The sequence below is a fragment of the Pseudomonas sp. BE134 genome, from assembly GCF_031456105.1.
Taxonomy (GTDB): domain Bacteria; phylum Pseudomonadota; class Gammaproteobacteria; order Pseudomonadales; family Pseudomonadaceae; genus Aquipseudomonas.
Genome location: NZ_JAVDUA010000025.1, coordinates 92,041 through 109,612, shown reverse-complemented (window position 1 = coordinate 109,612; position 17,572 = coordinate 92,041). Strand labels below are relative to the sequence as shown.

The 17,572-nt window shown below is 59.6% G+C and carries 17 protein-coding genes; 15 read left to right on the top strand and 2 right to left on the bottom strand.

Annotated elements, in window-relative coordinates:
* Window positions 1–297: 297 nt before the first annotated feature.
* Complete coding sequence (rne, locus tag J2Y56_RS20480; RefSeq protein WP_310352273.1) at window positions 298–3,480, bottom strand: ribonuclease E; 3,183 nt, start codon at window positions 3,478–3,480, stop codon at window positions 298–300.
* Between the two features lie 699 nt (window positions 3,481–4,179).
* Between rne and rluC the strand changes: the two genes are divergently transcribed.
* Genes rluC through sppA form a run of 3 tightly spaced genes read left to right on the top strand, consistent with a single transcriptional unit; the run spans window position 4,180 to window position 6,805 of the window.
* Window positions 4,180–5,142, top strand: a complete 963-nt coding sequence (rluC, locus tag J2Y56_RS20475; RefSeq protein ID WP_310352270.1) for a 23S rRNA pseudouridine(955/2504/2580) synthase RluC — start codon at window positions 4,180–4,182, stop codon at window positions 5,140–5,142.
* A complete protein-coding gene (locus J2Y56_RS20470; protein WP_310352269.1) occupies window positions 5,129–5,791 on the top strand; it encodes an HAD-IA family hydrolase in 663 nt (220 codons plus the stop codon). Before rluC ends, J2Y56_RS20470 begins: the two co-directional genes overlap by 14 nt.
* Before the next feature lie 24 nt (window positions 5,792–5,815).
* Window positions 5,816–6,805, top strand: a complete 990-nt coding sequence (gene sppA, locus J2Y56_RS20465) for a signal peptide peptidase SppA (RefSeq protein WP_007945736.1) — start codon at window positions 5,816–5,818, stop codon at window positions 6,803–6,805.
* 46 nt (window positions 6,806–6,851) lie between these two features.
* Here sppA and J2Y56_RS20460 read toward each other — a convergent pair whose 3' ends face one another.
* Window positions 6,852–7,430, bottom strand: coding sequence for a nucleoside triphosphate pyrophosphatase (locus J2Y56_RS20460; protein WP_007945735.1), 579 nt, complete (start codon window positions 7,428–7,430; stop codon window positions 6,852–6,854).
* A 106-nt stretch (window positions 7,431–7,536) separates the two neighbouring features.
* Between J2Y56_RS20460 and J2Y56_RS20455 the strand changes: the two genes are divergently transcribed.
* From J2Y56_RS20455 to J2Y56_RS20400, 12 genes are all read left to right on the top strand, one after another.
* The gene (locus tag J2Y56_RS20455) at window positions 7,537–8,064 is read left to right on the top strand and encodes a YceD family protein (protein ID WP_004371317.1); all 528 of its coding nucleotides are present in this window, start codon (window positions 7,537–7,539) and stop codon (window positions 8,062–8,064) included.
* A 13-nt stretch (window positions 8,065–8,077) separates the two neighbouring features.
* Window positions 8,078–8,260, top strand: a complete 183-nt coding sequence (rpmF, locus tag J2Y56_RS20450) for a 50S ribosomal protein L32 (RefSeq protein ID WP_003179396.1) — start codon at window positions 8,078–8,080, stop codon at window positions 8,258–8,260.
* 4 nt (window positions 8,261–8,264) lie between these two features.
* The gene (plsX, locus tag J2Y56_RS20445) at window positions 8,265–9,275 is read left to right on the top strand and encodes a phosphate acyltransferase PlsX (protein WP_310352266.1); all 1,011 of its coding nucleotides are present in this window, start codon (window positions 8,265–8,267) and stop codon (window positions 9,273–9,275) included.
* Window positions 9,276–9,400: 125 nt separating this feature from the next.
* Window positions 9,401–10,339 (top strand): ACP S-malonyltransferase, encoded by a 939-nt coding sequence (gene fabD / locus J2Y56_RS20440; protein ID WP_310352264.1) that lies wholly within the window; start codon window positions 9,401–9,403, stop codon window positions 10,337–10,339.
* 16 nt (window positions 10,340–10,355) lie between these two features.
* Window positions 10,356–11,099, top strand: coding sequence for a 3-oxoacyl-ACP reductase FabG (gene fabG, locus J2Y56_RS20435; RefSeq protein ID WP_007945731.1), 744 nt, complete (start codon window positions 10,356–10,358; stop codon window positions 11,097–11,099).
* 191 nt (window positions 11,100–11,290) lie between these two features.
* Window positions 11,291–11,527: an acyl carrier protein gene (gene acpP / locus J2Y56_RS20430; protein WP_003442511.1), complete on the top strand. Its 237-nt coding sequence runs from the start codon at window positions 11,291–11,293 to the stop codon at window positions 11,525–11,527.
* Between the two features lie 110 nt (window positions 11,528–11,637).
* Window positions 11,638–12,882: a beta-ketoacyl-ACP synthase II gene (gene fabF, locus J2Y56_RS20425; protein ID WP_007945728.1), complete on the top strand. Its 1,245-nt coding sequence runs from the start codon at window positions 11,638–11,640 to the stop codon at window positions 12,880–12,882.
* Window positions 12,882–13,697 carry an aminodeoxychorismate lyase gene (gene pabC / locus J2Y56_RS20420; RefSeq protein WP_007945727.1) on the top strand — a complete coding sequence of 272 codons (816 nt, stop codon included), beginning with the start codon at window positions 12,882–12,884 and terminating at the stop codon, window positions 13,695–13,697. The genes fabF and pabC overlap by 1 nt, the downstream gene beginning before the upstream one ends.
* Window positions 13,698–13,700: 3 nt before the next feature.
* Window positions 13,701–15,020, top strand: coding sequence for an endolytic transglycosylase MltG (mltG, locus tag J2Y56_RS20415; RefSeq protein ID WP_310352261.1), 1,320 nt, complete (start codon window positions 13,701–13,703; stop codon window positions 15,018–15,020).
* A 19-nt stretch (window positions 15,021–15,039) separates the two neighbouring features.
* Window positions 15,040–15,672, top strand: a complete 633-nt coding sequence (gene tmk, locus J2Y56_RS20410; protein ID WP_310352258.1) for a dTMP kinase — start codon at window positions 15,040–15,042, stop codon at window positions 15,670–15,672.
* Complete coding sequence (locus J2Y56_RS20405) at window positions 15,665–16,651, top strand: DNA polymerase III subunit delta' (RefSeq protein ID WP_310333852.1); 987 nt, start codon at window positions 15,665–15,667, stop codon at window positions 16,649–16,651. Before tmk ends, J2Y56_RS20405 begins: the two co-directional genes overlap by 8 nt.
* Window positions 16,652–16,749: 98 nt before the next feature.
* Window positions 16,750–17,535 carry a TatD family hydrolase gene (locus J2Y56_RS20400; RefSeq protein WP_007945723.1) on the top strand — a complete coding sequence of 262 codons (786 nt, stop codon included), beginning with the start codon at window positions 16,750–16,752 and terminating at the stop codon, window positions 17,533–17,535.
* The last annotated feature ends 37 nt before the right edge of the window (window positions 17,536–17,572 follow it).

Below are 17,572 nucleotides of genomic sequence, written 5' to 3'. Positions count from 1 at the left end.
TTGGCGCGCTTGGGTTTTGGCTCGGTCATTGGATTTCCTTGGGGTAGGCAGTCTCCTGCCAAATGACCGTTTACACAAAATTAATTACACCCTCTTCAAACCAGCATAGTTCCCCCTGTGAGAGATCCTCTGTGGGAGCGAGCCTGCTCGCGATAGCGGTGGATCAGCTTGCATCAATGTTGAATGTTAAACCGCTATCGCGAGCAGGCTCGCTCCCACAGGGGGATTGCGGTGATTGGGACATAAAAAAAGCCCCGCCTGGGATGACCAGACGGGGCTTTTTAATGGCCTGGGGAATTAGACGAGGGGTTTAGGCTCGTGCTCTTTTTCCTGGGCTTGTTCGTGTTGCTCTACAGCTTCCTGAACGGAGCGCGGCGCTTCTTCGATGACCGATTCGGCAGGCGCCGCTTCGACCACTTCAGCTTCAACCGGAGCAGCAGCGGCAGCTTGTTCGGCTTCCTTCTGCAGACGCTCTTCTTCACGTTTGCGACGACGCACTTCACGTGGATCGTTCGGCGCACGGCCGCTTGGCGTCAGGGCGCTGACGGGGGCGGCTTCAACGGCCGGTTCCGCTACTTCGGCAACCACTGGAGCCGGCGCCTCAACGACTGGAGTTGGTTCGGCAGCCGCCACCACTGGTTCGGAAACCATGGCTTCAGTAACCGGTGCAGGTGCTTCAACAGCGACCGGCTCGGCAACCCAGTTGAACGCGGTTTGTTCTTCACGAACTTCGCGGACAGCTTCGGTCACGGTTTCAGTGACGGTTTCGGCAGCAGGTTCGGCAGCAACCACTGGCTCGGCGACAGGTTCAGCGACGGTCGCAGGCTCGGCGGCAGCTTCAACAACAGGTTGGGCTTCACGAACCGGAGCCACTTCGATTTCCGCAGCGGCAGTCGCTTCGACCGGAGTCGTTGCTTCAACCACTGGCGCTTCAACCGGAGCAGTTTCCTGAACGGCAGCAGTGGCGCGTTCGGCTTGCTCGTGAGCTTGTGCTTCAGCCGGTGCGCTGATCACGGTGCTGGCAACGGCTGCGGTCACAGCCAGGCCGGCGGCCAGATCGGAAGTGCTTGGCGCTTCGTTGCTTTCGCCAGCTTCGTTACCTTCGGATTCTTCCGAACCTTCGATCACGTTGCCGTTGGCATCACGCTGACGCTCGCGGCGGTTGCTGCGACGACGCTGTCCACGGGAGCGGCGGCGTGGACGATCGCCTTCGGCGCCTTCCTGACCGTCTTCCTGCAGTTGCTCTTCGTTGGCTGTCAGCTCTTCTTCAGCGACGGCGGCAGCGGCTTGTTCCGCACGTGGCTGACGTTCTTCACGCGGAGGGCGTGGAGCGCGTTCTTCACGTGGCTGGCGAGCTGGACGCTCTTCAGCAGTAGCGGCAATGGCGGCAGCAGCGGCCGGGGCGGCATCCAGGGGCTCGCGCAGCTCACGAACCGGACGCTCTTCACGCTCGCCACGGGGCTTGCGGTCTTCGCGTGGAGCACGCGGTGCACGTTCTTCACGAGGTGCGCGTGGTGCGCGTTCTTCACGTGGAGCACGTTCTTCGCGGGCAACGGCCGGGGTTTCTTCGCGGGCTTCACGTGGCTCACGTGGTGCGCGCTCTTCACGCGGTGCACGTTCCTCACGAGGCTTGCGTTCTTCATCGCGGCGACCATTACGGTTGCGGCTCTGCTGACGACCATTGCGACGCTCTTCGTTACGGGCCGGGCGCTCGGTGGTCGCTGGTTTTTCAACCACAACCGGAGCCGCTGGCTCTTCCTTGGTCGCGAACAGGCTGACCAGCGACTTCACCAGGCCTTTGAACAGGCTCGGTTCTGGCGCGGCAACCGGTGCAGCCACGGGGGCGGCAGCGACGACTTCGGTCGGAACCGGAGCGTTGGCGCGGGCCGGAGCGGTCTTGACCGCGGCTTCCTGGCGAACCAGGGTGCGGGTCGCGGCAGCTGGCTGGACTTCTTCGACTTCGGCAGCGGCAGCGGCGATTTCGTAGCTGGACTGATTGATGCTGGCTTCCGGGCTGTCATCGCGCAGACGCTGAACTTCGAAGTGCGGCGTTTCGAGGTGATCGTTCGGCAGAATGACGATGCGGGCACGGGTGCGCAGTTCGATCTTGGTGATCGAGTTGCGTTTTTCGTTGAGCAGGAACGCCGCCACCGGGATCGGCACTTGGGCGCGAACTTCGGCGGTGCGGTCTTTCAGGGCTTCTTCTTCGATCAGGCGCAGGATGGCCAGCGACAGCGATTCAACATCACGGATGATGCCGGTGCCGTTGCAACGCGGGCAAACGATGCCGCTGCTTTCGCCCAGGGATGGGCGCAGGCGCTGACGGGACATTTCCAGCAGGCCGAAGCGCGAGATGCGACCGACTTGCACGCGAGCGCGGTCGGCTTCCAGGCATTCGCGGACTTTCTCTTCCACGGCGCGCTGGTTCTTGGCAGGGGTCATGTCGATGAAGTCGATGACGATCAGGCCGCCGATGTCGCGCAAGCGCAACTGACGGGCGATTTCTTCGGCGGCTTCAAGGTTGGTCTGCAGAGCGGTTTCTTCGATGTCGCTGCCTTTGGTGGCGCGCGCCGAGTTGATGTCGATGGACACCAGGGCTTCGGTCGGATCGATAACGATGGAGCCGCCGGAAGGCAGTTCAACGACGCGCTGGAAAGCGGTCTCGATCTGGCTTTCGATCTGGAAACGGTTGAACAGCGGAACGCTGTCTTCGTACAGCTTGATCTTGCTGGCGTACTGCGGCATCACCTGGCGGATGAAGGTCAGGGCTTCGTCCTGGGCTTCAACGCTGTCGATCAGCACTTCGCCGATGTCCTGGCGCAGGTAATCGCGGATGGCGCGGATGATCACGTTGCTTTCCTGGTAGATCAGGAACGGCGCGGAACGATCCAGCGAAGCTTCTTTGATGGCGGTCCAGAGTTGCAGCAGGTAATCGAGGTCCCACTGCATTTCTTCGCTGCTGCGGCCAAGGCCGGCAGTGCGCACGATCAGACCCATGTCGGCCGGGGCAACCAGACCGTTGAGGGCTTCACGCAGTTCGTTGCGCTCTTCACCTTCGATGCGACGGGAAATACCGCCGGCACGCGGGTTGTTCGGCATCAGTACGAGGTAACGACCGGCCAGGCTGATGAAGGTGGTCAGGGCGGCGCCCTTGTTGCCACGTTCTTCTTTTTCGACCTGAACGATGACTTCCTGGCCTTCGCTCAGGACGTCTTTGATATTGACGCGGCCTTCGGGGGCTTTCTTGAAGTATTCGCGGGAGATTTCTTTGAGGGGCAGGAAGCCGTGGCGCTCGGAGCCGAAATCGACAAAGGCAGCCTCAAGGCTTGGTTCGATGCGAGTAATCCGGCCTTTATAGATGTTGGCCTTCTTCTGCTCGCGTGCACCGGATTCGATGTCCAGGTCGTAGAGGCGTTGGCCATCTACCAGTGCAACACGCAACTCTTCGGGTTGAGTTGCGTTAATCAGCATTCTTTTCATGTAGTACCGTCGGTTTCCGGGCTGCCGGAAACGGCGTTCGGCACACACGACTTCTCACGGTCGGTGTCAGGTGCGTCAGGAGTGGTTGGCCACTCCAGTGTCTAGCAAACCCCGACCAATTGGGCCGGTGTCGCGACGTACGCGTCCTGCTTGCTGTGGCTACTTAAGCACTCAGTCAGGAGGAGGAATCAACCAGCGGCTGTGGACGAGATGAAGCGTCTTGATAAAGCCTAGTGCTACACAGTCCAGCGGTTGTGCATCTCCACCCTACACGTATCCCTGATAATTCGGGTGCTGCCGCGCGCAGAATCCGCAGCGGGTTGGCATTTACCGTGAGCTCCGAAGGGGGAGGTCACGCATCATGGCTAATTTAGGCGTTGTTTCCGAAGCGTTCGCCCAGGGTCGTTCGTGGCTGACTGCACTTTGTGAACTGGCCGTGAATATTTGCTCGCAAGGCGAGTTAAAACTCTGCTTTGCGGCATGATTCAGGCCTCATGTCACCTGCGCTCGTTACAGCTGCAAACTCCACCGATACGTAGCGAAAGCCCCGTAGGACGGCCTCGCGTCCTGGTGAATTGCGTTGGTCAGGGCCGGTTTTTGACCGTTGGTCCGCTGTCCAGCCGCTTTTGGCGGCGTTCGCGACTATAGCAGCAATGATTAAGTGCTTCAATTCCATAAAAAATTGTTATCATCCGCGCCATGACGACTACAGCCCCTTCGACCCCAGCCGTACAACTGCTGGAGGTCTCGCCGGAATATGCCGGCCAACGTATTGATAACTTCCTTCTCGCTCGGCTCAAAGGCGTGCCCAAGACCCTGATTTACCGCATTTTGCGTAAAGGCGAAGTGCGAGTGAACAAAGGTCGGATCAAGCCCGAATACAAGCTGCAGGCGGGCGATATCGTGCGCGTGCCGCCGGTTCGTGTGCCTGAGCGTGATGAGCCGGTGCCGTTGGCCCAAGGCCTGCTGCAGTGCCTCGAAGCCTCGATTGTCTTCGAAGACAAGGCGCTGATCGTGATCAACAAGCCTTGCGGTATCGCGGTTCATGGCGGCAGCGGCCTGACTTACGGGGTGATCGAAGCCTTTCGCCAGTTGCGTCCCGATTGCAAGGAGCTCGAACTGGTTCACCGTCTCGACCGTGATACGTCGGGCCTGCTGATGATCGCCAAGAAGCGCAGCATGCTGCGTCACTTGCACACGGCATTGCGCGGCGATGGCGTTGATAAACGCTATATGGCGCTGGTCCGTGGTAACTGGGCGGCCTCGATCAAGCAGGTCCGTGCGTCGCTGGGCAAGAGTAATCTGCGCTCCGGCGAGCGCATGGTCGAGGTCGACGAGGAGGAGGGCAAGGAGTCTGTGACCGTGTTTAAGGTCCTGCGCCGTTTCGGCGACTTTGCCACCCTTATCGAAGCCAAGCCGATCACCGGCCGGACTCACCAGATCCGCGTCCATACCCTGCACGCCGGGCACTGCATCGCTGGCGACACCAAGTATGGCGATGAGGGGTTCAGCAAGGAAATCCGCGATCTCGGTGGCAAGCGCCTGTTTCTCCACGCTTACATGCTGACCGTGCCGCTGCCCGATGGCAGCGAGCTGAAGTTGCAGGCGCCAGTGGATGAAATGTGGGCCAAGACCGTGGAGCGATTGAGTGCGCCACTCTGATTACAAGCTGCTGATTTTCGATTGGGACGGCACGTTGGCCGACTCCATTGGTCGGATTGTCGAGGCGATGCATGTGGCGTCCGAGCGTTCTGGCTTTCCCTTGTGTGATGACTTTGCGGTCAAAGGCATTATCGGCCTGGGTTTGCCAGAGGCGATTCGCACGCTGTATCCCGAGATCGGCGATGCCGAATTGGTAGCGTTTCGTCAGCATTATGCCGATCACTATATCGCCTCAGAGGCTGTGCCTTCGCCGTTGTTTGAAGGTGTAGTCGAGTCGATGGAGGCGTTCCGTGCCGAGGGGTATCATTTGGCTGTGGCGACTGGCAAGGCGCGTCGCGGGCTGGATCGGGTACTGAAATCGCACGGTTGGGAAGATTATTTCGATATCACCCGCGCCGCTGACGAAACTGCGAGCAAGCCGCATCCGCTGATGCTTGAGCAGATTCTCGCCCATTGCGAGGTCCGTCCCGAGCAGGCGCTGATGGTCGGCGATTCTTCGTTCGACTTGCAGATGGCGCGCAACGCCGGCATGGATTCGGTGGCAGTCAGCTACGGCGCGCAATCGATCGAGGCGCTGAAGTTGTTCGAGTCGGCACTGGCCATTGATCGTTTTTCAGAATTGCATGCCTGGCTGAGTCAGCGGGCTTAATAGATTTTTGCTGGGGTAGATGTCATGACCGACGAATGGAAAGCGCCCGCCAAGGCGAGCGCAGAGAGCGGTGACGAAAAAAGCTGGAAGCTGCTGGAAAAGACCTTGCTGGCCAGTGTGACGGAGCAGCGCCGGTCGCGTCGCTGGGGGATTTTCTTCAAGTTGTTGACGTTCGTGTACCTGTTTGTGGCGCTGATCCTGTTCACGCCGCTGATGGACATTGAAAAGAGTGCGACCAGCAGCGCCAACTACACGGCATTGATCGACGTGACGGGCATGATCGCCGACAAAGAGCCGGCCAGTGCCGACAACATCGTCGGCAGTCTGCGTGCGGCCTTCGAGGATGAGAAAGTCAAAGGCGTCATTCTGCGCATCAACAGCCCGGGCGGCAGTCCGGTGCAGTCGGGTTACGTGTATGACGAAATCGTCCGCCTGCGCGGCCTGCACCCGGATACCAAGGTGTATGCGGTGATCTCGGATCTGGGCGCTTCCGGCGCTTACTACATTGCCAGTGCGGCGGATCAGATCTATGCCGACAAGGCGAGCCTGGTAGGTTCCATTGGTGTGACGGCGGCGGGCTACGGCTTTGTCGGCACCATGGAGAAGCTGGGTGTCGAGCGTCGCACCTACAATTCAGGTGAGCACAAATCGTTCCTCGATCCGTTCCAGCCGCAGAAACCTGAGGAAACTCAATTCTGGCAGGGCGTGCTGGATACCACGCACCAGCAGTTCATCAACAGCGTGAAAAAGGGACGTGGCGACCGCCTCAAGGACAAGGAGCATCCTGAGCTGTTCTCTGGTCTGGTCTGGAACGGTGAGCAAGCGCTGCCGCTCGGTCTGATTGATGGCCTGGGTAACGCCAGCTCGGTGGCCCGGGACGTGATTGGTGAGAAAGAGCTGGTGGACTTCACCGTTCAGGAATCGCCGTTCGATCGCTTCTCTAAAAAGCTCGGTGCCAGTGTGGCGGAACAGTTGGCGATGTGGATGGGTTTTCACGGTCCATCGATGCGCTGATCCTGTGGCTGCATAAAAACCGGCCTTCGTGGCCGGTTTTTTGTGCTCAGGGGATTTGCACGCCTTCGGCCAGCAGCATGTCGATCAGGCGAATTAGCGGCAGGCCGATCAGGCTGGTGGCGTCAGGGCCTTCGGTGCTTTGAAACAGGCTCACCCCCAAACCTTCGGCCTTGAAGCTGCCAGCGCAGTCGTAGGGCTGTTCGGCGCGCAGGTAGCGTTCGATGCGTGCCTGATCGAGTGTGCGCATGTGGACGGTGAACGGCACGCAATCAACCTGGAAGTCGCCGGTCTGGCTGTTGAGCAGTGCCAGGCCGGTCAGGAAGGTTACGCTGGCACCGCTGGCCGCCAGCAGTTGTTCGCGGGCCTTTTCGAAAGTGTGGGGTTTGCCGATAATCCGGTCGCCGAGTACCGCGACCTGGTCGGAGCCGATGATCAGATGGGCGGTATGGCTGCCCGCCAGTGCCTGGGCTTTTTCTTTGGCGAGGCGTTTGACCAGTTCGACGGCCGGCTCACCCGCTCTATGACTCTCGTCGATATCCGGCGAGCTGCAGGTGAACGGCAGCTGCAAGCGGGCCAGCAATTCCCGGCGATACACCGAGCTTGAAGCGAGTAATAAAGGCAGCATGCGCAACTCCAAAAGTCAGGCGCGAATTCTAGCGGAGGCCTGCAAGTGACGGACAGGGCTGAATTTCCTTTGACATGGCTGGGGGCATCCCTATAATGCTGCGCCTATGTTGAATGACCCGATTCCACCTCACGTTGACCCGCGCAAATTGGCTGACCGTGGCACCACCCTTCAAGGTGAACTGCTGCTGGCCGATTTGGAGAGACTCTGCGACCCGCTTTCCGATACTGTCGGTACGGTGCAGGCTAAATTCGTTTTTGAACGAGATGAACGTAAATCTGTGGTCATCCACAGCTTTATCGACACCGAAGTCAAAATGGTTTGCCAGCGTTGTCTTGAGCTGGTCACCCTGCCGATCCATAGCGAATGCAGTTATGCTGTGGTGAAGGAGGGTGCGAATACCCAGTCGTTGCCGAAAGGTTATGACGTGCTGGAACTGGGCGAAGATCCTTTGGATCTGCAGTCACTGATCGAGGAGGAGCTTCTGCTCGCCTTGCCCATTGTGCCTGCTCATCATCCGGAAGAATGCCAGCAGCCGGCGGGTCTCGATGAGCCCGAACCGAGCGAGGACGAGGTAACGCGGTCCAACCCGTTCAGTGTATTGGCGCAGTTAAAGCGTGACCCAAACGTTTAGGAGTTAATCAATTATGGCTGTTCAGCAGAACAAAAAATCCCGCTCCGCCCGTGACATGCGCCGTTCGCACGACGCTCTCGAGGCTAGCACCCTGTCTGTAGAAAAAACCACCGGTGAAGTTCACCTGCGTCACCACGTATCGCCAGAAGGCGTATACCGTGGCCGTAAAGTGATCGACAAGGGCGCTGACGAGTAATCACTTGTCCGCTCAAGTCATCGCGATTGACGCAATGGGCGGGGACTTCGGTCCCCGCAGCATTGTTCAGGCCAGCCTCGCTTGCCTGTCTGCTACACCCTCGCTGCACCTGACCCTCGTCGGTCAACCTTCCCTTATTGAAGAATTGCTCTGCGGCCAATCGGCTGTGGATCGCTCGCGCTTGTCGATTGCCCCCGCGTCTGAAGTCATCACCATGGACGAAAAGCCTGCGCAGGCCTTGCGCGGCAAGCCCGACTCGTCGATGCGCGTGGCGCTCGAGTTGTTGCGCGATGGCAAGGCCCAGGCCTGTGTCAGTGCCGGGAATACCGGGGCGCTGATGGCGTTGTCGCGGTTTGTGCTCAAGACTCTGCCAGGTATCGATCGTCCGGCAATGGTGGCGGCGATTCCGACGCAAAAGGGTTATTGCCAGTTACTCGATCTGGGCGCCAATGTCGATTGCAGTGCCGAGCATTTGTTGCAGTTCGCGATCATGGGCTCGGTGGCGGCGGAGGCGCTCGGTATTGTTCGCCCGCGCGTAGCGCTGCTGAATATCGGCACCGAAGACATCAAGGGCAATCAGCAGGTCAAGCTGGCGGCCACCTTGTTGCAGGCCGCTCGCGGTATCAATTACATAGGCTTTGTCGAAGGTGACGGGTTGTACCGTGGCGAGGCGGATGTGGTGGTGTGTGACGGCTTTGTCGGCAACATCCTGCTCAAGTCCAGCGAGGGCCTGGCGACCATGATTGCCGGGCGCATCGAAGCCTTGTTCAGGAAAAACCTCGCGTCGAAAATGGTCGGTGCCCTGGCGTTGCCGCTGATGAGGCGTCTTCAGGCCGAGCTCGCACCTGCGCGCCATAACGGTGCCAGCTTCCTCGGTTTGCAAGGAATTGTGGTGAAAAGTCATGGTTCGGCCGGGGTTCAGGGGTTTCAAAGTGCGATTTCCCGCGCGCTGATCGAGATTCAGGAAAACCTGCCGGAGCGGATACACGGTCGTCTGGAGGATTTGTTGCTTTAGGTGATTTCGTCGGACAATGCTTAAATGTGACCGCTTGGTTCGTTTGGCCATCCAACTGTCAGTTTCTTGCGTCCCCCACTTGGGACATCAATTCTCCGACGACAAGATCATTAGGGGCTTGTTACATGTCTGCTTCCCTCGCATTCGTCTTTCCAGGACAGGGTTCGCAGTCCCTCGGCATGCTGGCCGAGTTGGGCGCGCAACATCCGGTTGTCCTCGAAACATTCAAAGAAGCTTCCGATGCTCTGGGTTACGACCTGTGGGCACTGACCCAGCAAGGGCCGGAAGAGCAGCTCAATCAAACCGATAAAACCCAGCCGGCCATTCTGACCGCCTCGATCGCCTTGTGGCGTCTGTGGTTGGCCGAAGGCGGCGCGCGTCCGGCTTACGTTGCCGGTCACAGCCTGGGTGAGTACAGCGCGCTGGTTGCTGCGGGTAGCCTGACCCTGGGCGACGCGGTCAAACTGGTTGAGCGCCGTGGTCAGTTGATGCAGGAAGCCGTTCCGGCCGGGCAAGGTGGCATGGCCGCCATTCTCGGTCTGGACGATGCTGACGTGCTGGCAGCCTGTGCCGAAGCGGCGCAAGGTGACGTGGTCAGTGCGGTCAACTTCAACTCCCCGGGCCAGGTGGTGATCGCCGGTGCCAAGGCGGCAGTCGAGCGCGCCATCGAAGGCTGCAAGGCCCGTGGTGCCAAACGCGCCATGCCGTTGCCGGTCAGCGTGCCGTCGCATTGTGAACTGATGCGCCCGGCGGCCGAGCGTTTTGCCGAGTCCATCGCTGCAATCGACTGGCAGGCGCCGCAGATTCCTGTGGTACAGAACGTCAGCGCCAATGTGCCGGCCGATCTGGATACACTCAAGCGCGATCTGCTTGAACAGCTCTATAAGCCTGTGCGCTGGGTTGAGTCTGTCCAGGCGCTGGCCGCCAAGGGCGCGACCCAGCTGGTCGAATGCGGTCCTGGCAAAGTGCTTGCAGGCCTGAACAAACGCTGCGCCGAAGGCGTGTCGACATCCAACCTCAATACCCCAGACGCTTTCGCTGCCGCCCGTGCAGCGCTGGCCTGAATCAGGAGAAGCTTGCATGAGTCTGCAAGGTAAAGTTGCACTGGTCACCGGCGCGAGCCGCGGTATCGGCCAGGCCATCGCCCTGGAGCTGGGTCGTCAGGGTGCCATCGTGATTGGCACCGCGACCACCGCTTCCGGCGCCGAGCGCATCGCCGCGACCCTGAAGGAAAACGCTATTCAAGGCACCGGTCTTGAGCTCAATGTCACCAGCGACGAATCCGTAGCTGCAGTACTGGCGAGCATCACTGCACAGTTCGGTGCGCCGGCGATCCTGGTCAACAATGCCGGTATCACCCGCGATAACCTGATGATGCGCATGAAAGACGACGAATGGCATGACGTTGTCGATACCAACCTGAACAGTCTGTTCCGCCTGTCCAAGGGCGTTTTGCGCGGTATGACCAAAGCCCGCTGGGGACGAATTATCAGTATTGGCTCGGTTGTGGGTGCCATGGGCAACGCAGGCCAAGTAAACTACGCTGCCGCCAAGGCCGGTCTGGAAGGTTTCAGCCGCGCACTGGCGCGTGAAGTCGGTTCGCGTTCGATTACGGTAAACTCGGTGGCCCCTGGGTTCATCGACACCGATATGACCCGCGAGCTGCCCGAGGCACAGCGTGAAGCCTTGCAGACGCAGATTCCGCTGGGCCGTCTGGGGCAAGCTCAAGAGATCGCGTCTGTGGTCGCTTTTCTTGCATCCGACGGTGCGGCTTACGTTACTGGGGCTACAATCCCGGTGAACGGCGGGATGTACATGAGTTAAATGTGACGGATTGCTTCAAAAAAATGTCATACGAGCTGTCTAAAATCCGTTATAAAGCTGCAATCTATTTATAGGCAGTGGGCTATCGGGTTTGAGGAGTGAAGCTTTCAGTTGAAAAACTGAAAAGTCTTTCTATACACTTACCCACTGGCCAGCTGCCTGAATTTGTCCATTAGGAGTGAAAACAAGGTATGAGCACCATCGAAGAGCGCGTCAAGAAAATCGTTGCTGAGCAACTGGGCGTTAAAGAAGAAGAAGTGGTCAACACTGCTTCCTTCGTTGAAGACCTGGGTGCCGACTCCCTTGACACCGTTGAGCTGGTGATGGCTCTGGAAGAGGAATTCGAGACCGAAATCCCTGACGAAGAAGCTGAGAAGATCACTACTGTACAAGCCGCAATCGATTACGTTACTAACCACCAGGCTTAATAGCTTGTAATCGTTGCTTGCTGTCATGGAAAAACCGCACTGCCATCACGGCGTGCGGTTTTTTCTTTAGGCATGATGCAAAGTCGTCATCTGAAAAAAAGGAGAGTGCTGTGTCGCGTAGACGCGTCGTAGTCACCGGTATGGGTATGTTGTCGCCACTGGGCACGGATGTGCCGAGCAGTTGGCAGGGCATTCTGGCTGGCCGCAGTGGCATTGGTCTGATCGAACACACCGACCTTTCTGCCTATTCCACCCGTTTTGGCGGTTCGGTAAAGGGCTTCAATGTCGAGGAATACCTGTCGGTCAAGGAAGCTCGCAAGCTCGACCTGTTTATTCAATACGGTCTGGCCGCAGGTTTTCAGGCTGTACGCAACTCCGGTCTGGAAGTCACTGACGCCAACCGTGAGCGTATCGGTGTGGCGATGGGTTCGGGTATTGGCGGTCTGACCAATATCGAAGAAACCAGCCGCACGCTGCATGATACCGGCCCACGACGGATCTCTCCGTTTTTCGTGCCTGGCTCGATCATCAATATGATTTCCGGTTTCCTGTCGATCCACTTGGGTGCACAGGGACCTAACTACGCCATCGCCACTGCGTGTACCACCGGTACGCACTGCATTGGCATGGCAGCCCGCAACATCATGTACGACGAAGCCGACGTGATGATTGCCGGTGGCGCCGAAATGGCCGCGTGCGGGTTGGGCATGGGGGGCTTTGGTGCTTCCCGCGCACTGTCGACCCGCAACGATGAGCCGACCCGTGCCAGCCGTCCCTGGGACAAAGGCCGTGACGGCTTTGTATTGTCCGACGGTGCCGGCGCGCTGGTTCTCGAAGAGCTGGAACATGCCAAGGCGCGTGGCGCGACCATCTATGCCGAGCTGATCGGCTTCGGCACCAGTGGCGACGCTTACCACATGACTTCGCCACCGGCGGACGGTGCGGGAGCTGCACGCTGCATCACCAATGCCCTGCGCGATGCCAAGGTCAACGTTGATCAGGTTCAATACGTCAACGCCCACGGTACCTCGACCTCGGCTGGTGACCTTGCGGAAGCCTGTGCGATCAAGTCGGTGTTTGGCGACCACGCTTACAAGCTCGCGGTCAGTTCGACCAAGTCCATGACCGGTCACTTGCTGGGTGCAGCGGGCGCGGTCGAGGCAATTTTCAGCGTGCTGGCTATCAACAGTCAGGTAGCGCCGCCGACCATCAACCTCGATGAGCCGGACGAAGGCTGCGACCTCGATTTCGTGCCGCATACTGCGCGCAACATGGACATCGATGTGGTGCTGTCCAACTCCTTCGGTTTTGGCGGCACGAACGGCTCACTGGTGTTCCGCCGGTTCGCTGACTGATGGACAGCTGGGTCGACGGTCAGCCGGCTGACACTCTGTCGCTGAAGGATCGTGGCCTGGCTTACGGCGATGGTCTGTTCGAGACCATTGCCGTGCGTGGCGGGCAGCCGCTGTTGCTGGACCGGCATCTGTCGCGTCTGGCGCAAGGCTGTACGCGCCTGGCAATCGCTGTTGATCACGAGATGATCCGCAGCGAACTGTTGGCCTACGCCGCAGCGCTCGATGAGGGTGTGCTCAAGCTCATTCTCACCCGCGGCGACAGCTTGCGCGGTTATGCCCCCGATCCTTCGGCGCAAGCCCGACGCATTCTGCAAGGCAATCCTCCTGCTGCTTATCCGGCTGTTCATGCAGAGCAGGGCGTTCGCCTGTTTCCCTGCGCCACACGACTTTCCAGACAACCCTTGCTCGCCGGGCTCAAACACCTGAACCGTCTTGAACAAGTGATTGCCCGTGCCGAATGGCAGGACACCGAACATGCCGAAGGCTTGATGCTCGATCAGGCCGGTCGCGTGATCGAAGGCGTGTTCAGTAATTTGTTCCTGGTGCGCGATGGGGTGCTGATCACCGCCGATTTAAAACGCTGTGGCGTGGCCGGTGTGATGCGTGCCGAATTAATGTTTCAAGCCGAGTCATTGGGGATTCCCACACAAATCACCGACATCAGCCTCGATCAGCTGCAATGGGCCGATGAGGTCTTTGTCTGCAACAGCGTGTATGGCGTTTGGCCGGTGCGCGCCTATGCTGCTCTGGGCTGGCCGGTTGGGCCGCTCACCCGTAAACTCCAAACCATTGCCCGCGCGCTACTGGATGCTTGATACGTGAGACGTAAATTCTTGCTGCTGCTGGAAACCGGATTGGTTCTGGCGGGGCTGTGTCTGGGCGCTTCTGCCTGGAAAATTCATTCGGCGCTGGAACAACCGCTGAATATCACCCAGGAAGAACTTCTGGAAGTGCCCAAGGGCACGACACCAACCCGCACCTTCTATCGACTCGAAGCCAAAGGCGTCATCAAGGATGCGTTCTGGCTGCGCGTCTACTGGCGTTTCAATCTACCGAAGCAACCGTTGCACAGCGGCGAGTACCGCATGGTTCCGGGCATGACGGTTGAGGGGCTGATCGAGCTGTGGAAACGTGGCGAAATGGTTCAATACAGCCTGACCCTCGTCGAGGGCTGGAATTTCCGTCAGGTTCGCGCAGCCCTGGCCAAAGACGAAAAACTCGGGCAGACCCTCGACGGGTTGAGTGACAGTCAGGTGATGGAAAAGCTCGGGCACCGCGGGATCTTTCCCGAAGGTCGTTTCTTTCCCGACACCTATCGGTTTGTGCGTGGCATGACTGACGTCGATCTGCTGAAAAAAGCCTATGACCGCCTCGACGAAGTCCTCGCCAAAGAATGGGACGGGCGCGCCGCTGACGTGCCGTACACTGAACCCTATCAGGCGCTGATCATGGCCTCGCTGGTGGAAAAGGAAACCGGTGTGCCGCAGGAGCGCGGGAAGATTGCCGGGGTCTTCGTTCGACGCATGGCGATCGGCATGTTGCTGCAGACCGACCCGACGGTGATCTACGGTCTGGGTGATCGCTACAGCGGTAGACTGACCCGCGCCCATCTCCGGGAAGCGACCCCCTATAACACTTACATGATACCGGGCCTGCCGCCGACGCCGATCGCCATGGTCGGTCGCGAAGCCATCCATGCTGCGTTGAACCCGGTTGCCGGCAACAGCCTGTATTTCGTTGCGCGCGGCGATGGCAGCCATGTGTTCTCCGATGATCTGGATGCCCACAACAATGCGGTGCGCGAGTACCAGATCAGGCGTCGTGCCGATTATCGTTCCAGCCCGGCGCCGATCCCTGCATCAGAGATGATGAATGGCGAAACGCTGGATACAGAGGCGCCGATTCCTGCGGCTTCACCGGATTCCGATCCCGAGGCTTTGCCATCCGTGGCACCGCAAGAGCCGGCTCCTGCAGCGACGCCTGAATCGGCTCCTGCACCGACACCTGAAGCGGCGCCTGAACCGGTGCCTGCGCCGACACCTGAATCGGCTCCTGAACCGATGCCGGAACCGACGCTGACGCCTGAGCCTGCACCTGAGCCCGCGCCGGAGGCAGCCGCCCCGCAAGGCCCGCAATAATTCTGACTAAGGACTGCCTGTGACTGGCTTGTTTATTACCCTGGAAGGCCCTGAAGGTGCCGGAAAAAGTACCAATCGCGAGTACCTGGCCGAGCGCCTGCGCGCTGCCGGTATCGAAGTGGTGCTGACTCGCGAGCCGGGCGGTACGCCGTTGGCCGAGCGGATTCGTGAGGTGCTGCTGGCGCCGGCTGACGAAATCATGAACCCTGACACCGAACTGTTGCTGGTATTCGCTGCACGTGCCCAACACCTGGCCGAGGTGATTCGTCCGGCATTGGCCCGTGGCGCGGTGGTCTTGTGTGATCGCTTTACGGATTCGACCTTCGCCTATCAGGGCGGCGGGCGCGGGTTGTCGATGGATCGCATCGCGACCCTGGAGACTTTCGTTCAGGGCGATCTGCGTCCGGACCTGACGCTGATCTTCGACCTGCCGGTGGAAGTGGGCCTGGCCCGTGCCAGCGCTCGCGGTCGACTGGACCGTTTCGAACTCGAAGGCCGAACCTTTTTCAATGCGGTGCGCAGTGCATTTCTCAAGCGCGCTGAAGCGGACCCTGCGCGGTATGTGCTGGTTGATGCGGCCCAGCCGCTGGCGCAGGTTCAACAGTCGCTGGACGTTCTGCTGCCGCGTCTGCTGGAGTTGACACGTGGCTGAAGCCTATCCGTGGCAGGACAGTCTCTGGCAGCAGTTGGCCGGCCGTAAGCAACACGCTCACGCCTACCTGCTGCATGGCCCGGCCGGGATCGGCAAGCGTGCGTTGGCCGAACGGTTAATGGCCAGCCTGCTATGCCAGCGCCCGACCGCGCACGATGCGTGCGGTGAATGCAAATCCTGCCTGTTGCTCAAGGCGGGCAGTCATCCCGACAATTACATCCTGGAGCCGGAGGAAGCCGACAAGGCGATCAAAGTCGATCAGGTGCGCGATCTGGTCAGCTTCGTGGTGCAGACCTCGCAGATGGGCGGCCGCAAAGTGGTGTTGATCGAGCCGGTCGAGTCGATGAACGTCAACGCCGCCAACGCCTTGCTCAAGAGCCTTGAAGAGCCGTCGGGCGATACCGTTTTGCTGTTGGTCAGCCACCAGACCAGTCGTCTGTTGCCGACCATCAAAAGCCGCTGCGTCCAGCAAGCCTGCCCGTTGCCGAGCGAAGCGATGAGCCTTGCGTGGCTGGCCAAAGCCTTGCCGGACTGCGCGGAAGAAGAACGTATCGAACTGCTGACCCTGGCCGCCGGTTCGCCACTGGCAGCCGTCAACTTGCAAGCCCAGGGCGTGCGCGAACAGCGGGCGCAGGTGGTCGACGGGGTGAAGAAGTTGCTCAAGCAGCAACAGTCGCCGACGCAACTGGCCGAAGGCTGGAATGCGATCCCGCTGTTGCTGTTGTTCGACTGGTTTTGTGACTGGTCGAGCCTGATTCTGCGCTATCAATTGACTCAGGATGAAGAAGGCCTGGGACTGGCAGACATGCGCAAGGTGGTTCAGTACCTCGCGCAGAAAACCAGTCAGGACAAAGTCCTCGGTATTCAGGACTGGATCCTCGCCCAGCGCCAGAAAGTGATGAGCAAGGCGAACCTGAATCGGGTGTTGTTGCTCGAAGCGCTGCTGGTGCAATGGGCGTCCTTGCCTACCCAGAAGTGACCGTCTGCGCCTAGACTCTAAGCATCTGCCCCCCCCCATCTGGTCGGAGCCTTCAAGTCCGACCGTCCCACTCATACGATGTAAGTTGCAGCCCTTTTATGCTCGTAGATTCCCATTGTCACCTTGATCGCCTCGACCTCGCCGCCCACGACGGCTCTCTGGATGCTGCACTCGATGCGGCCCGTCAGCGCGGAGTAGGGCACTTTCTGTGCATTGGCGTCAGTGTTGACAACGCCGCCGACGTAAAAGCCCTGGCCGAGCGTTATGACGACGTGGACTGTTCGGTCGGCGTGCATCCGCTGGACGTGCAACCAGGCGCTGCGCCCGCGCTGGATTGGTTGTTGCGCGAGCTTAATCACCCGCGTGTGGTCGCGATTGGTGAAACCGGGCTGGATTATCACTACGAACCGGAAGCGGCCGAGTTGCAACAGGAGTCGTTTCGCCTGCACCTGCAAGCGGCCCGACAGACCGGCAAACCAGTCATCATCCACACCCGTGGTGCCCGCGCCGATACCCTGAGCTTGTTGCGAGAAGCGGCGCTGCCGCAGGCCGGCGTACTGCATTGCTTTACCGAAGACTGGGACATGGCCAAGGCCGCGCTGGACATGGGCTATTACATTTCCTTGTCCGGTATTGTCACTTTCCGCAATGCCGACGCATTGCGCGATGTCGCCAGCAAGGTGCCGGCCGACCGCTTGTTGGTGGAAACCGATTCGCCGTACCTCGCGCCGATCCCTTATCGCGGCAAGCCGAACCTGCCGCAGTACGTGCGTGAAGTAGCGGAGTTTCTGTCAATGTTGCGAGGTGAGTCCTACGAGCGATTTGCCGAGCAGACCACCGAGAACTTCAAGCGGCTTTTCCCGCTGGCGCATGTGAAAGGTTAAATCGCAGGCAAAAAAAACCCGGGTTCTGGGGGGTGAA